The sequence below is a fragment of the Pantoea sp. AG1095 genome, assembly GCF_003208415.1.
In the GTDB taxonomy this organism is placed as follows: domain Bacteria; phylum Pseudomonadota; class Gammaproteobacteria; order Enterobacterales; family Enterobacteriaceae; genus Pantoea; species Pantoea leporis.
Genome location: NZ_QKMJ01000012.1, coordinates 51,069 through 66,205, shown reverse-complemented (window position 1 = coordinate 66,205; position 15,137 = coordinate 51,069). Strand labels below are relative to the sequence as shown.

Sequence of the window (15,137 nt, the reverse complement as noted above, 5' to 3'; positions counted from 1 at the left end):
CCATGAGTTATTTGAGCGTCACCCAGCTGAATAAAAGCTACGGCCCGACCGCCATTTTTGAAAACATCGATTTCAGTGCCGAAGAAGGCGAGTTTGTTACGCTGCTCGGTCCCAGCGGCTGCGGCAAATCGACGCTGCTGCGCTGCATCGCCGGATTGACCGAAGTGGATAGCGGCAAAGTATTGCTGCAAGGTCAGGATATCGTGCCGCTGCCGCCGCAGAAGCGCACCATCGGCATGGTGTTCCAGAGCTACGCGCTGTTCCCCAACATGACGGTTGAGAAGAACGTGGCGTTTGGCCTGAAGATGCAGAAACTGGCGAGCAGCGAGATTCAGAAACGCGTGATGGAAGTGCTGGCGCTGGTGGAACTCACCGACTTCGCGCGGCGTTATCCGCATCAGCTCTCTGGCGGACAGTGTCAGCGCGTGGCGCTGGCGCGTTCGCTGGTGACGCGTCCACGGTTGCTGTTGCTGGATGAACCGCTGTCGGCGCTGGATGCGCGCATTCGTCGCCATCTGCGTGAACAGATCCGCAATATTCAGCGCGAGCTGAAACTCACTACCTTGTTTGTCACCCACGATCAGGAAGAGGCGCTGACCATGTCCGATCGCATCGTGTTGATGAACCGGGGCAAGATCGTGCAGAACGGCAACGCGGAAATGCTCTATACCCAACCGGCCGATCTGTTTGCCGCCGGCTTTATCGGCAACTACAACCTGCTGAGCGCCGAACAGGCAACGCAGCTGACCGGACAGGCGTTTAGCGGTCAGGTAGCGATTCGCCCGGAATCGATCCAGCTGTGCGCGCCGCAGGCGGGCATTCCCGCCACCATCCTCAGCCACAGCTTGCTTGGCAACGTGATTCGCTATCGGGTGCGCGCGCAAAACGTGGAGCTTTCGATTGATGTACTCAACCGCAGCGTGGCAGATTTGCATCCCGCTGGTATGCAGATTGGGCTACAGTTAGAGATGTCGACGTTGCGCCAGGTTGCTTAATTTAAACGAAAAAAGGCGACACAACGCGGCGAAGGTTTTACCGGTTGTGCTCACCGTCAGGCTGGCAATCGGTGTGGTTTGAGCCTGACGGATGAGGAGCCTCTATACGTGTTAACTCTGCTTAATTTACTTTCTGCCGTTGCGCTGCTGGTGTGGGGCACACACATTGTGCGCACCGGCATCATGCGCGTTTACGGTGCCGATCTGCGTCGCGTACTCAGCCGCAGCGTCGAAAAAAAACCGATGGCGTTTCTTGCCGGTATTGGCGTCACGGCGCTGGTGCAGAGCAGTAACGCCACCACGCTGCTGGTTACCTCCTTTGTTGCACAGAATCTGGTCAGCCTGACGCCTGCGCTGGTGGTGGTGCTGGGCGCGGATGTCGGGACCGCGATCATGGCGCGCATCCTGACTTTTGATTTGTCGTGGCTGTCGCCGCTGTTTATCTTCTTTGGCGTGGTGTTCTTTCTCAGCCGCAAGCAAACGCGCATTGGGCAGTTAGGCCGCGCCAGTATTGGGCTTGGCCTGATTCTGCTGGCGCTGCAGCTGATTGTCGCAGCCGCCAAACCGATCACCCAGGCGGCGGGCGTTCAGGTACTGTTCTCAACACTGACCGGCGATGTGATGCTTGATGCACTGATTGGCGCGGTGTTCGCCATCATCAGTTACTCCAGCCTCGCGGCGGTCCTGATTACCGCCACGCTGACCGCTACCGGTGTCATCTCCTTCAAGGTCGCACTCTGTCTGGTGATTGGTGCCAACCTCGGCAGCGGCCTGCTGGCGATGATCAACGCCAGCGGCTCCAATGCAGCGGGCAAACGCGTCGCGCTCGGCAGCCTGCTGTTTAAGTTGATTGGCAGCATCGCCATTTTGCCGTTCGTCAATGTTGTCGCCGATGTGCTGGATAAGCTGCCGGTCAATGACGAAGAGCTGGTGATCTTCTTCCACGTCTTCTACAACCTGATTCGCTGTTTAGTCATGGTGCCGTTTGCCGATCCAATGGCGCGCCTGTGCCGCCGTATGATTGCCGATGATCCCGAAAACGAAGCCCATCTCAAACCCAAACACCTCGACAGCAGCGCGCTGGATACGCCGGCGTTAGCGCTGGCTAACGCCTCACGCGAAACACTGCGCATCGGTGATGTGGTCGAGCAGATGATTGAGTCATTCAATAAGGTGGTGCATGGCGACCTGCGCGAAGAGCGCGCGGTGCGGCGGCTGGATGATGATGTTGATGTGCTTTACACCGCGATCAAACTCTATCTGGCGCGTATGCCGAAAGAGGATTTGCCGGAGGATGATTCGCGCCGCTGGGCGGAGATCATCGAGATGGCGCTCAACCTGGAGCAGGCGGGCGACATTATCGAACGCATGTGCGCCGACGTAGCGGATAAGTCACTGACCGCGCGCCGCGCCTTCTCTGCCGAAGGGCTGGAGGAGCTGCAAACCTTGCAGGAACAGGTGCTGTATAACCTGCGTCTGAGTTTGTCGGTGTTTTTGTCGCACGATGTCACCAGCGCCAAACGCCTGCGCCGATCCAAGCACCGCTTCCGCATCCTGATTCGCCGTTTCTCCCACGCGCACGTCGAGCGCTTGCATCTGCAGAATGTGCAAAGCATTGAGACAAGCTCGTTGCACCTTGGCTTGCTGGGCGATATGAAGCGTTTGAATTCGCTGTTCTGCGCCGTGGCGTACACGGTTTTGGATCAGCCGGACGATGAGCGGGAAGAGGGTTAATAAGGTCAGAATCGCGCCGCTACAAATCGCGTAGCGGCGCAATGTATTGCGCTGGTTTTACATCACGACAGCAAACTGAACGCAATCATGCCAACAATCGCGCCGGTGGTGCCCAAAATGGTTTCCATCAGCGTCCATGTCTTCAGCGTTTCGGCTTCGGTGGCGCCGGTAAAGCGGCCAAACAGCCAGAAACCCGCATCATTCACGTGACTGATAATTATCGAGCCACCGCCGATACAGATCGACAGCGCGGCCAGCTGCGCGCCGCTGTAGTGCAGCGGTTCTATCACCGGCATCACTAAACCGACGGTGGTTAAACACGCCACGGTGGCCGAACCCTGAATCACGCGAATCGCGCCAGAAAGGATGAAGCACGCCAGCGCAATCGGCATACCTGCGCCGGTCAACGCATGCCCTAAAACCGGGCCAACGCCCGAATCCACCAGTACCTGCTTAAACACGCCGCCCGCACCAATCACCAGCAGAATAATGCCCGCCGGTTGCAGCGCGCTGCCGCACACCTGCATCACCTTCTCTTTATCCATGCCCTGACGATAAGCCAGGCCATAAATCGCCACCAGACAGGCCAGCAGAATCGCGGTGAACGGATGGCCGATAAACTCCAGCCACTCATACAGATGGGAACCCGGCGTTGTGAAGCGTGCGCCGATGGTTTTCAGGCCCACCAGCAGCAGCGGGAACAGAATCAGCGCCAGACTAAAGCCAAACGACGGCAGTTTGCCCTCTTCCACTTCCGGCTGATGATCTTCCGGCGGTGCACTAAAGCTGACGTGCTGCGCAATAACGCTGCCAAACAGCGGGCCCGCAATCAGCATGCCCGGAATCGCGGCGCACAGGCCCAGCAGAATCATCCAGCCAAAATCAGCGTGCATCTGCGCGGCCAGCAGCATCGGCGCGGGTCCCGGCAGCAGAAACGCGGCGGACGCCGCAACACCGGCAAACAGCGGGATCACCAGCTTAACTAAATTGCCTTGGGTGCGACGCGCCACGGCGAACGCAATGCTGATCAGCAACACCACCGCCACTTCAAAGAACAGCGGCAACGCACAGATCAAGCCAGCGACGCCCATCGCATAGTGCGCGCGGCTTTCCCCAAAGGTTTTCAACATGCGAATGGCGATCTGATCGACGGCGCCGGTTTCATGCAGGATCTTGCCGAACATCGCGCCTAACGCCACCACAATGGCGAGAAAGCCGAGCGTTCCGCCCATGCCTTTTTCCATGGTTTGTGCGATTTTATCGAGCGGCATGCCGGAGAACAGACCGGCACCAATGGAGACTAACATCAGGGCAACAAAGGCGTGCATACGCGCTTTCATCACCAAAAACAGCAGCAGCAGGACAGAGCCTGCTGCGGTTAACACTAGCGTTGCGGTACTCATGACTAACCCTTGTTGATTGCACCCTCAATGGTCGCAACCGTGGCCGCAACTACCTCATCCAGTGAATGATTGATATCAACCACCAGTACATCGGGCTCATCCGCGCCGGGTTCCTGCAGCGTGGCGAACTGCGTCACCAGCATCTGCGGTTTGAAGAAGTGACCTTTACGCGCTTTCAAGCGGGATTCAATGGTTTCGAAGTCGCCCTGCAGATAGATGAATTTCAGGTTCTCGTTGCCCTGACGCAGGATATCGCGATAGGACTTTTTCAGCGCCGAACAGACGATGATGGAGATCTCCTGCGTGCGCTGCATGGCAAATGCCGCATCATTCAGCGCCTGCAGCCACGGCTGGCGATCGTTGTCGTCCAGCGGATGGCCATCCGCCATTTTCATGATGTTGCTGCGCGGATGGAGGAAATCCCCATCGAGGAACGCAGTGTTTAACTGATGAGAGACCTGATTGGCGACGGCAGATTTTCCGCTGCCGGAAACGCCCATCAGGATAAAGACGTGGTGCGATGGAGATGGCGTTGTCATTGTTTTGCGCTCCGGCAGTGAATTCTGCCCAATGTTACCGATAACAAATCGAGCTGCCATTGTCAGAGCCCACTGAAAGGCTGGCAACCCTTCTCAGGTGGAAAAGCACGAAAGTGTGAACTGACTCAAATAATCGCCAAAATCAGATGCTGTCACCTTCGGAGATTTCAAAGCCAACATCCAGCGGTTGCGTTAGCGTGCGATCGCCGCCAATTCGCGCCAGCAGCATCGCTGCCGATTCCCGTCCCATACGCTCGCGCGGCGTTAACACCGTGGCGAGGCGCGGATTCACCACTTGCGTAATGTCGTGGCCGTGGAAACCGGCAATCGCCATCTGCTGCGGCACGCGTAATCCCTGACGCTGGCACTCAAACATCGCGCCTACTGCGAGGTCATCGTTGGTACAAAACAGGCTGTCAGTTTCCGGATAACGCTTTTGCGCCTCGCACAGTAGTTGCGCGCCGGCGCTGAAAGAGGAGGCATCTTCCATCATCACGCTGTGTGGCGTGAGCCCCGCTTCGCGCATCGCTTTTTCGTAGCCCTGCTGCTTCTGCAAGGTACGTTCATCAAGGCGCGCGCCGAGGTAAACCGTATGCCGATGGCCTTTTTTCAGAATAGCATGCGTCATCTGCCGCGCGGCTTCGACGTTATCAAAGCCCACCGCCATATCGAGGCACGGCGTGACCGAATCCATCATTTCAATCACTGGAATGCCCGCGACTTCCAGCATGCGCAGCGTGCCCGGTGTATGGGTACGCTCGGTGAGGATCACGCCGTCGATGTTCCAGCCGAGCAGCGATCGCAGCTGTAACTCCTCTTTCTGCGCGTTGTAGCCAAAATGCGCCACCAGCGTTTGGTAACCCGCTTCGTCGGTGACGGCCTCAATGCCGCGCAATACGTCGGCGAAAACCTGGTTGGTTAAGGAAGGCAGCAGCACGCCGATAGCGCGGCTGGTGGCGTTGGAGAGCATATCGGGGGCGCGATTGGGGATGTAACCGAGTTCGTCCAGCGCCACGGCGATTTTGTCGCGCAGCGCCGCAGAGACCTGATCGGGATTGCGCAGGTAGCGGCTGACGGTCATTTTTGTGATGCCGACGCGATCGGCAACGTCCTGTAATACCGGTCTTTTCTTCTTCATCGTATGCGCCTGAAATCAGAGATACGACGAGTTTATCATTTTTTTGTCATGCACTGCTTTTGAGGAAAACCTGCGCGATCAATCGCGCCGCTACAAATACGTGCAGATATTGCAGCGGCGCCATTCATTGCGCGACCTTTAAACCGGTGGCAAATCAAACAGCAGAATCTCTGCATCGCTGTCAGCTTTGATGCTCAGCGCGCTTTCATCCCAAATCGCCAGCGCATCGCTGCTGCCAACCTGTTCGCCATTCACGCTCACCAGCCCTTTCACCACCTGAATCCACACGCGACGACCGGCTTCAACTGTCACTTCATCGCTTTCGCCCTCAGCAAAGACCCAGCGCGACAACGTCATGTCCTGAAACACCTTGAGCGATCCGTCACGTTCATCCGGCGTCAGCACAAACTGGCGGCCTTTAACATCATCGAAACGGCGCTGCGCGTAACGCGGCTCAATGCCTTTGCGCTCTGGAATGATCCAGATCTGATACAGGTGCAGCGGATCGGTGGCGCTGGCGTTGTACTCCGAATGTCGCACGCCGGTACCGGCGCTCATGATTTGGAACTCACCGCTCGGAATCTGCTCTTTATTGCCCATGCTGTCTTGATGTTCAACGGTGCCAGACAGCACATAGGTCAGGATTTCCATGTCTTTATGCGGATGGGTGCCGAAGCCCTGACCACCATCGATAACATCTTCGTTAATCACGCGCAGTGCCGAGAAGCCCATAAAGTTGGCATCGTGATAATCGGCGAAAGAAAAGGTGTGCCAGCTATCCAGCCAACCGTGATTAGCGTGACCGCGTTCTTCAGCTTTACGTACATAAATCATGTTCAATTCTCCTCAATGTTTTTTACAGTTTGGTACTGCGAAGGATTGATTGATAGCTGAAAAACTTCATCCCTCTGTTCAAAAAAAGTGAATGAAAACGAAAAAACGACCCAGGTTTTACTGATGAGGAAGTGCGAACGAGATTGGTCTTGTAGATAACCCACTACATAACAATGAGCATCACGGACCCTGCAAGCAGGAATAACAAGGAAAAATTATGTCAGAACACATCACTCCACCCGCTAAGCGCCCGATTGAGCGCTTTTTGAATACCGTTGAATGGCTGGGTAATTTATTACCGCATCCGATTACTTTATTTGCCCTGTTTTCACTGTTTATCATTGTTGCGTCTGCCATTGCCGCAGCGTTTGGCGTCAACGTGATCGATCCCCGCCCAGTTGGCGCGGCAGGACGCGCACCAGACGGTGTGATTCACGTGGTTAGCCTGATGAGTGCCGAAGGTTTGCAACGCATCGTCAGCCATCTGGTCACCAACTTTACCGGCTTTGCGCCGCTCGGCACCGTGTTGGTTGCGCTGCTCGGTGTGGGGATTGCCGAACATTCAGGGCTGCTCTCGGCGGCGATGCGCGCGCTGGTGTTTAACGCACCGCAAAAGCTCATCACCTTCACCATCGTCTTCGCTGGCATTATCTCCAACACCGCTTCTGAGCTGGGCTATGTGGTGCTGATTCCGCTGGCCGCGATGATTTTCCACTCATTGGGCCGTCATCCCCTGGCGGGCCTGGCCGCGGCGTTTGCCGGGGTTTCTGGCGGCTACAGCGCCAACTTACTGCTTGGCACCATCGATCCGCTGCTCTCGGGCATTACCCAAAGCGCCGCGCAGATTATCGATCCTGACTACCATGTTGGCCCGGAAGTGAACTGGTACTTTATGTTTGTCAGTACCTTCGTGATTGCCATTCTTGGCACCTGGATCACCAACAGCATCGTCGAACCTAAACTGGGCAAATATCACGACAGCGAAGGTGATGCGGTGCGAGGCGATATGGGCGCGCTGACGACGCAAGAACGTCGGGCGTTGAAAGGCGCGGGCTGGGCGGTTCTTGGCGTTACGCTGCTGCTGATCCTGACCGTGATTCCGGGCTACGGCGTGTTACTCAACCCGAAAACCGGCACGCTGGCGGGTTCACCGTTCCTGAAGGGCATCGTGGTGTTTATCTTTGTCTTCTTCGCTATTCCCGGCATGGTATATGGCCGCCTGATCGGCAATATGCGCAACGATCGCGACGTCATTAACGCCATGTCCGCCAGTATGAGCAGCATGGGCATGTATATCGTGCTGGTGTTCTTTGCTGCGCAGTTCGTGGCGTTTTTTAACTGGAGCAATTTCGGCACCGTGGTGGCAGTGAAAGGCGCTAATCTGCTGGCATCAATCGATATGGGCGCGCCGCTGCTATTTGTCTGCTTCATCATGATCTGCGGCTTTATCAACCTGATGATTGGCTCCGCCTCGGCGCAATGGGCGGTGACCGCACCGATTTTTGTCCCGATGCTGATGCTGGTCGGCTTTGCGCCCGAAGTGATTCAGGCGGCATATCGCATCGGCGATTCGGTGACCAACGTGATTACACCCATGATGAGTTACTTTGGCCTGATTATGGCGGTGGCGGCGCGTTATCGACGCGACATGGGCATCGGTACGCTGGTGGCGATGATGTTGCCGTATTCGGTGGTGTTTATGATTGGCTGGACGCTGCTGTTTGTGCTGTGGGTGTTTGTCTTCAATCTGCCGGTCGGGCCCGGTGCGGCAACCTGGTACACGCTGTAAAGGCAAAAAAAAAAAGCCAGCACCCGAGCTGGCTAAATAATACCTGGAAGCAATGTGAGCAATGTCGTGCTTACCCGGTTGTCAGGAGACGTTTCCGAGCTCGCATGGCAATAATAATCATTATCATTCGCGTCTGTAAAGCCCTTTTGCGAATTATTTTGCATTGACGAAGAGCGAGAATTCCTTGATGTTAAAGGGGATTTTATCCATTTTGCACAAGGAGTCGCTCATGAGTCAGATCGTTGTTCGTCATGCTATTCCCGAAGATGCCGCTGCTTTAACGCGCATGTACAGTCAGCCTGAACCGCAAGCCAACACGCTGCATCTGCCGTATCAATCGCCGACGCTGTGGCAGGACCGCCTCAGTAATCTGCGTCCGGGTGTGCATATGCTAGTGGCGTGCATTGACGATCAGATTGCCGGGCAACTCACGGTGGAAGTGCTGTCGGTGGCGCGCCGTCGCCATACCGCGACATTTGGCATGGGCGTCGATTCTGCTTTTCATCGGCGCGGCGTCGGTAAAGCGCTGATGTCAGCGATGATTGATTTGTGCGACAACTGGCTGCAGGTGACGCGCATTGAGCTGACGGTGTTCGCCGATAATCATAAAGCGCTTGGCCTGTATCGGCAGTTTGGCTTTGAGATCGAAGGCACCGCACGTCGCCACGCCATGCGCGACGGCGAAATGGTGGATACGCACTATATGGCGCGCTTGAAATAACCTGTTAAATCGCGCCGCTACAAATGCGTGCACATACCGTAGCGGCGCAATTTATTGCGCATTAGCGATCAATAACCTGCGCTTAAATCATCCACTGAACGCGGATCCGATGCGCCATAACGCGTGCCGTCCGGCCCAATCATAATGCTCTGCGTGCTGCCCATCGCGGGCATCACTTTCACATGCTGGCCTTTGGCTTCCAGCAGGCGCAACGTATCCGGGCTGAAGCCTTTTTCCACGCGCAGCTGATCGGGCAACCATTGATGATGGAAGCGCGGTGCGTTGGTCGCTTCCGCTACGTTCATGCCGAAATCGATGCTGTTCACCACCATTTGCAGCACGGTGGTGATAATACGGCTGCCGCCTGGGCTACCGGTAACCAGCCAGGTTTTACCGTCTTTTGCCACAATAGTAGGCGACATTGATGACAGCGGACGTTTAGCCGGTTGCACCGCGTTCGCCTCGCCGCCGACTAAGCCGTAGACGTTTGGCGTACCCGGTTTGGCCGAGAAATCATCCATTTCATTGTTCATCAAGATGCCGCTTTGTCCGGCGACAATGCCGCTGCCGAAGTAAGTATTCAGCGTGTAAGTCACCGCGACCGCGTTGCCATCTTTATCCACCACCGAGAAGTGCGTGGTTTGATTGCTTTCATACGGCGCCAGTTTGCCCGGCTTGATCTCGCTGGATGGACGCGCTTTATTGACGTCAATCTGCTGCGCCAGGGTTTTGGCGTAGGCTTTGCTGGTCAGCGCCTGCTGCGGCACTTTGACGAAATCAGGATCGCCAAGGTATTCGGAACGGTCGGCGTAAGCGTATTTTTCCGCTTCCGCCATCACCTGCATCGCATCCGCGCTACCAAAGCCGAATTTTGCCAGGTCGAAGTTTTCCAGGATATTGAGGATCTGCACGATGTGAATCCCGCCGGACGATGGCGGCGGCATGGAGAACACTTCATAGCCGCGATAGGTGCCGCTCACCGGTTTACGTTCCACCGCGCGATAGGCCGCCAGATCCTGCTTGCCGATCAGGCCGCCGTGCTGCGCCATTTCACCGGCAATTTCATCGGCGATTTTGCCTTTATAGAACGCATCCGGCCCTTGCTGGGCGATCAGCTGCAGGCTACGCGCGAGGTTTTTCTGCACCAGACGTTCGCCCTTCTGATACGGCTTACCGTCGGCTTTGTAGAAAATCGCGCGGCTGTTGTCGTGGTTGATCAGCGTCTCTTTGCCGTAGGTGGCGAGATCGTCGGCCAGCGCATCGTTCACTACGATACCGTCACGCGCCAGTTTGATAGCAGGCGCCAGTAATGTGCTCAGCGGCAAGGTGCCGTATTTCTGCGCCGCCAGCGCAAAACCGGCCACGGTGCCCGGCGTGCCCGAGGCTAAATGAGAAGTGAGTGACAACTTACTATCAGCGTTGCCCTGCTTATCAAGGAACATATCGCGTGACGCGCGCGCCGGTGCCATTTCTCGGAAGTCGATGGCGGTGGTGCGGCCCGATGCGGTACGTAGCAGCATAAAGCCCCCGCCGCCGAGGTTACCGGCCTGCGGATGCGTCACCGCCAGCGCGAAACCCACCGCAACGGCCGCATCCACCGCGTTACCGCCCTGCTTAAGAATATCGACGCCGACTTCTGTCGCCATCGCATCCACCGATGCCACCATGCCATGTTTGGCTTTTACCGGGTGAAAGGTATCACTATCAACGCCATACGAAACCGGCGGCGCGTTGGCGGGCGCAGCGTGTGCGCCCTGCACCACGGTAAAACTCATCAATAATGCCCAGCCGAACTGACGCACGTTGCCCTGTATCCTCATCCTGCCACCACCCTTTTAAAGTTATTTATACCCTTCATACTTCAAGGTGCAGATGCGTTGGCTGCTCTCGTTCACCCGAATCACTTACTTGTGTAAGCTCATCGGGACTCTCTCGTTTGCCGCCTTCCTGCGCCTTGAATTATTTTGGGTATCCATTTGTTATTTATTGATGCAAGTGTTTGCAAACACGGTAAAAAGCGTAGCAGTAAGCTAAATTCGGCGCACTCCTGGATCATAGGTTTGTGATATCGCATAAACTTATGGCTGCAGCGCGTGTTGCCACTTTGGCAGCATCAGCACACAGCAGGCTGCATGAATGGAGGAAGACCATGAACAAATGGCTAATTGTGATCGCAGCATTGCTGCCGTTAAGCAGCATGGCAAATACGTTGAACAGCACCAACGACCCGAACAAACCCGGCTTCAACCCGAGCCAGCAGCGGATGCAGTCGCAGATGCAGAATCAGCAGCAACAGCAGAAGCTCAGGTTGCAGCAGAATCAGCAGCAGCAAAGTCAGGATGTCCAGCGCAAGGTGCAGGAACAGCGGGATAGCGCCCAGCAGCGGGTGATTCAGTCGCAGCCGGGCCAGAAACAGCAGCAGAACTAGCGGAAGTCGGGACCGATAATATCGATGCGGTCGGTGCAGATAGCATCGACGCCCCAACTCAACAGCTCGCGCGCCCGCGCGGGCTGATTCACGGTATACACCAGAATATGCAGACCGGCCGCTTTCAGCTGCGCGGTGCGTTTGGCGTCGAGTAATTTGTGGTTGAGATGGATCGACACGCAATCCAGACGCGCGGTCAGCGCCTGCCAATCGTCGTGCCACTCATCCAGCAGCAACCCGCGCGGCAGTTCAGGTGCTGCCTCCATCGCCGCCTCCAGCGCTGCGTAAGAGAAGGAGGAGAGCAGCGGTGCGGTTTGTCCTTGCCACAGTTCGCGTGCGGCCAGCGCCACATTGCGGCCAGTTTCCACCTCCTGCCCGGTGGTGGGTTTGATCTCGATGTTCGCCATCATCTGATGCTGGCGACAACGCTCGGCCACTTCGCTCAGCAGCGCCAGCGGTTCGCCTTCGTAATCGCGGCTAAACCAGCCGCCGGCATCCAGCTGTGACAGCTTATGCCACGACAGCGCGCCCGCCACGCCCCAACCGTTGCTGGTGCGATCCAGCGTATCGTCGTGCAGCAGGAAAATTTGCTTATCTTGCGACAGCTTGGCATCAAACTCGATCATGGTGTGACCGTGCTGCGCGCCGACATCAATCGCCGCGAGGGTATTTTCCGGGGCCAGTTTGCCGCCGCCGCGATGCGCGACAATGTGCGGATAAGGCCAGTTGTGTTGACTCATTCCAGACGCTTTCCATAGGTTGAATCGAAGAAGTGTAACGCATCTGACGGCAGATGCAGCCACAAGGTGCTGCCCGCCAGCGGGCGCTCGCTGTGTGGCAAACGGACCACCATGCGTGCGTTACCGATGCGGCCGTGCGCCAGATTGTCCGCGCCGAGCATCTCCAGCGTTTCTACCACCAGCGGAATGCCGCCCGCATCGCGGCTGCTGAGTTTAATGTGTTCGGGACGAATGCCGAGCGTCAGCGGGCGATTGGCCCATTTGGCTCTGCTCTCGCCCAGCAGCAAGCTGTTAAGCGCATCCAGCGTGAAATGCGTGCCGCCGCTGCTGATTTGCCCTGGCAGCAAATTCATGGCGGGCGCGCCGATAAACGAGGCAACAAACTGGCTGGCCGGACGCTCGTAGACTTCCACCGGCGTGCCCACCTGCTCCACCACGCCTTTGTTCATGACCATCACGCGTTGCGCCAGCGTCATCGCTTCTACCTGGTCGTGCGTCACGTAGATGCTGGTGGTTTTCAGGCGGCGATGCAGCTGTTGCAGCTCAAGACGCATCTGCACGCGCAGGCGCGCATCCAGATTCGACAGCGGCTCATCAAACAGGAAAACCGCCGGTTCACGCACGATAGCGCGCCCCATCGCCACGCGCTGACGCTGTCCGCCCGACAGCTCACGCGGGCGGCGATGCAGCAGATGATCCAGCTCGAGGCTGCGCGCGGCTTCCATCACGCGCTGATCAATCTGCACTTTGCCCATGCCGCGAATTTTCAGGCCATACGCCATGTTTTCGCCCACCGTCATGTGCGGATAGAGCGCGTAGTTCTGGAACACCATGGCGATGCCGCGATCTTTCGGCTCCATGTGGGTGACGCGTTTGTCGTCGATGTAGATGTCGCCCGACGATACGCGCTCAAGGCCCGCCACCATGCGCAGCAGCGTCGATTTACCGCAGCCGGAAGGGCCGACCATCACCATAAATTCGCCATCGTTAATGGTGATATTCAGGGGCTGAATGATCTGATTTTTTCCGTCGTACGATTTGGTAACGGTCTGAAGGGTTACGCCTGCCATTTATTTATCACTCTCTACCAGGCCACGCACAAACGCACGTTGCATCACGAGTACCACCACCACCGGTGGAATCAGGGTTAATAACATTGCCGCCATCACTTCATTCCACTGCGTCGGCCCGCCGCTGCTGTTGATCATGCTTTTCACTCCGGCGACGGCGGTGCTGAGGCTGGCATCGTTGATGATCAGCAGCGGCCACAGATATTGGTTCCAGCCGTAGATAAAGGTGATCACGAAGAGCGCGGCGAGATTGGTTTTGGACAGCGGTAACACAATGTCCCAGAAGAAGCGCATCGGGCTGGCACCGTCGATACGCGCCGCCTCAATCAGCTCGTCCGGCAGTGACATAAAGAACTGACGGAACAGGAAAGTGGCCGTCGCCGATGCCATCAGCGGCAGCGTTAAGCCGCTGTAGCTGTCGAGCATATTCAGCGTCGAAATCACTTCCACCGTCGGAAAAATACGCACTTCCACCGGCAGCATCAGGGTGATGAAAATCAGCCAGAAAAACAGCGAACGCAGCGGGAAGCGGAACCACACCAGCGCGAAGGCGGAGAGCATCGAGACGCTGATTTTGCCAATGGTGATGCCGAGCGCCATCAGCAGGCTGTTGAGCATCATCATGCCAAATGCCGGGCCGTTGCCATTCACGCCATGCGTCCAGATCCGCGCGATGTTCTCCCACAAATGCGTGCCCGGCAGCAGCGTCATCGGCACCTGATACACCGCCTCGTTATCCAGCGTCGCCGCGACAAAAGCGATATAGAGCGGGAACAGAATGGTCAGCACGCCCAGCACCAGCAAGGTGTGGCTAAAGATGTCCAGCCCGCGTCGATTCTCAATCATTGGTATTGCACCTTACGCTCGACAAAGCGGAATTGCAGGATAGTCAGGCCAATCACCAACAGCATCAACACCACCGATTGCGCGGCGGAGGATGAGAGATCCAGCCCGGTGAAGCCTTCGCGATAGATTTTGTAGATCAGCGTAGTGGTGGCCTGCACCGGACCGCCGCCGGTGGCGGCATCGATCACCGGGAAGGTATCGAAGAAGGCATACACCAGATTGACCACCAGCAGGAAAAAGCTCACCGGCGTAATCAGCGGCAGGGATAAATTGAAGAAGCGACGCACCGGACCGGCGCCATCGATCGCCGCCGCTTCCACCAGCGATTTGGGAATCGACTGCAGCGCGGCGAAGAAAAACAGGAAGTTGTAGCTCATTTGCTGCCAGATCGACGCCAGCACAATCAGGAACATCGCCTGACCGCTGTTTTGCGCGTAGTTCCAGTTGTAGCCCATTTGGTTCAGCAGATGGCTGAACAAACCGAGGCCCGGATTAAACAGGAACATCCACAGCACCGCCGCTACTACCGGCGCCACCGCGTACGGCAGCAGCAGCAAGGTTTGGTAAAGCTTGCGCAGGCGAATCACGTAATCCACCAGCGCCGCCAGCAGCAGGGAAAAGGTCATACCGCAAATCGTGACCAGCGCACTGAATTCAATGGTGGTCCAAAAGGACGCCAGATAGTACTCGTCGCTGAACAGGCGTTTAAAGTTCGCCATTCCGACGAAGGTGCTGGAGATGCCAAAAGGATCAATGCTTTGCAGTGAATACCACAAGGCTTCACCGGCTGGCCACAGAAAGAAGATGGCCGTGATCACCAGTTGCGGCAGCAGCAGCAAATAGGGCAGAAAACGGGAGCGAAATACCGGGCGCGATGAGGACATAGCAGGCTCAATCCAG

General features: G+C 56.7%; 14 protein-coding genes. 5 read left to right on the top strand and 9 right to left on the bottom strand.

The window, feature by feature from the left end; translation table 11 throughout:
* Positions 1-2 precede the first annotated feature (2 nt).
* Entirely contained in the window at positions 3-995 is a 993-nt protein-coding gene (locus DEU53_RS19860; RefSeq protein WP_110868141.1) for an ABC transporter ATP-binding protein, read from the top strand.
* 108 nt (positions 996-1,103) lie between these two features.
* The gene (locus tag DEU53_RS19855; protein ID WP_110868140.1) at positions 1,104-2,729 is read left to right on the top strand and encodes a Na/Pi cotransporter family protein; all 1,626 of its coding nucleotides are present in this window, start codon (positions 1,104-1,106) and stop codon (positions 2,727-2,729) included.
* A gap of 62 nt (positions 2,730-2,791) precedes the next feature.
* Here DEU53_RS19855 and gntU read toward each other — a convergent pair whose 3' ends face one another.
* From gntU to DEU53_RS19835, 4 genes are all read right to left on the bottom strand, one after another.
* Positions 2,792-4,132 (bottom strand): gluconate transporter, encoded by a 1,341-nt coding sequence (gntU, locus tag DEU53_RS19850; RefSeq protein WP_110868139.1) that lies wholly within the window; start codon positions 4,130-4,132, stop codon positions 2,792-2,794.
* A gap of 2 nt (positions 4,133-4,134) precedes the next feature.
* On the bottom strand, positions 4,135-4,671 hold the full coding sequence (gntK, locus tag DEU53_RS19845) for a gluconokinase (RefSeq protein ID WP_036621490.1): 537 nt from the start codon (positions 4,669-4,671) through the stop codon (positions 4,135-4,137).
* Positions 4,672-4,813: 142 nt separating this feature from the next.
* Entirely contained in the window at positions 4,814-5,809 is a 996-nt protein-coding gene (gntR, locus tag DEU53_RS19840; RefSeq protein ID WP_101763082.1) for a gluconate operon transcriptional repressor GntR, read from the bottom strand.
* 138 nt (positions 5,810-5,947) lie between these two features.
* Positions 5,948-6,643 carry a pirin family protein gene (locus tag DEU53_RS19835; RefSeq protein WP_110868138.1) on the bottom strand — a complete coding sequence of 232 codons (696 nt, stop codon included), beginning with the start codon at positions 6,641-6,643 and terminating at the stop codon, positions 5,948-5,950.
* Positions 6,644-6,860: 217 nt separating this feature from the next.
* Here DEU53_RS19835 and DEU53_RS19830 point away from each other — a divergent pair, with 217 nt between their 5' ends.
* Both DEU53_RS19830 and DEU53_RS19825 read left to right on the top strand, forming a co-directional pair.
* Positions 6,861-8,432 (top strand): AbgT family transporter, encoded by a 1,572-nt coding sequence (locus DEU53_RS19830; RefSeq protein ID WP_110868137.1) that lies wholly within the window; start codon positions 6,861-6,863, stop codon positions 8,430-8,432.
* Between the two features lie 229 nt (positions 8,433-8,661).
* Positions 8,662-9,153: a GNAT family N-acetyltransferase gene (locus tag DEU53_RS19825; RefSeq protein WP_101763085.1), complete on the top strand. Its 492-nt coding sequence runs from the start codon at positions 8,662-8,664 to the stop codon at positions 9,151-9,153.
* Positions 9,154-9,221: 68 nt separating this feature from the next.
* Here DEU53_RS19825 and ggt read toward each other — a convergent pair whose 3' ends face one another.
* A complete protein-coding gene (gene ggt / locus DEU53_RS19820; protein ID WP_110868136.1) occupies positions 9,222-10,973 on the bottom strand; it encodes a gamma-glutamyltransferase in 1,752 nt (583 codons plus the stop codon).
* A gap of 329 nt (positions 10,974-11,302) precedes the next feature.
* Between ggt and DEU53_RS19810 the strand changes: the two genes are divergently transcribed.
* On the top strand, positions 11,303-11,581 hold the full coding sequence (locus tag DEU53_RS19810) for a DUF2756 domain-containing protein (RefSeq protein WP_101763088.1): 279 nt from the start codon (positions 11,303-11,305) through the stop codon (positions 11,579-11,581).
* On the opposite strand, the gene ugpQ is transcribed toward DEU53_RS19810, so the two are convergent.
* From ugpQ to ugpA, 4 genes are read right to left on the bottom strand one after another with little or no spacing between them, the layout of a single operon-like run.
* Entirely contained in the window at positions 11,578-12,321 is a 744-nt protein-coding gene (ugpQ, locus tag DEU53_RS19805) for a glycerophosphodiester phosphodiesterase (protein WP_110868135.1), read from the bottom strand. The two genes, DEU53_RS19810 and ugpQ, sit on opposite strands and share 4 nt — an antisense overlap.
* Positions 12,318-13,391: a sn-glycerol-3-phosphate import ATP-binding protein UgpC gene (locus DEU53_RS19800; protein ID WP_110868134.1), complete on the bottom strand. Its 1,074-nt coding sequence runs from the start codon at positions 13,389-13,391 to the stop codon at positions 12,318-12,320. The genes ugpQ and DEU53_RS19800 overlap by 4 nt, the downstream gene beginning before the upstream one ends.
* Complete coding sequence (gene ugpE, locus DEU53_RS19795) at positions 13,392-14,237, bottom strand: sn-glycerol-3-phosphate ABC transporter permease UgpE (RefSeq protein ID WP_101763091.1); 846 nt, start codon at positions 14,235-14,237, stop codon at positions 13,392-13,394. It lies immediately after the preceding gene.
* Positions 14,234-15,121 carry a sn-glycerol-3-phosphate ABC transporter permease UgpA gene (ugpA, locus tag DEU53_RS19790; RefSeq protein ID WP_101763092.1) on the bottom strand — a complete coding sequence of 296 codons (888 nt, stop codon included), beginning with the start codon at positions 15,119-15,121 and terminating at the stop codon, positions 14,234-14,236. Before ugpA ends, ugpE begins: the two co-directional genes overlap by 4 nt.
* Positions 15,122-15,137: the final 16 nt, after the last annotated feature.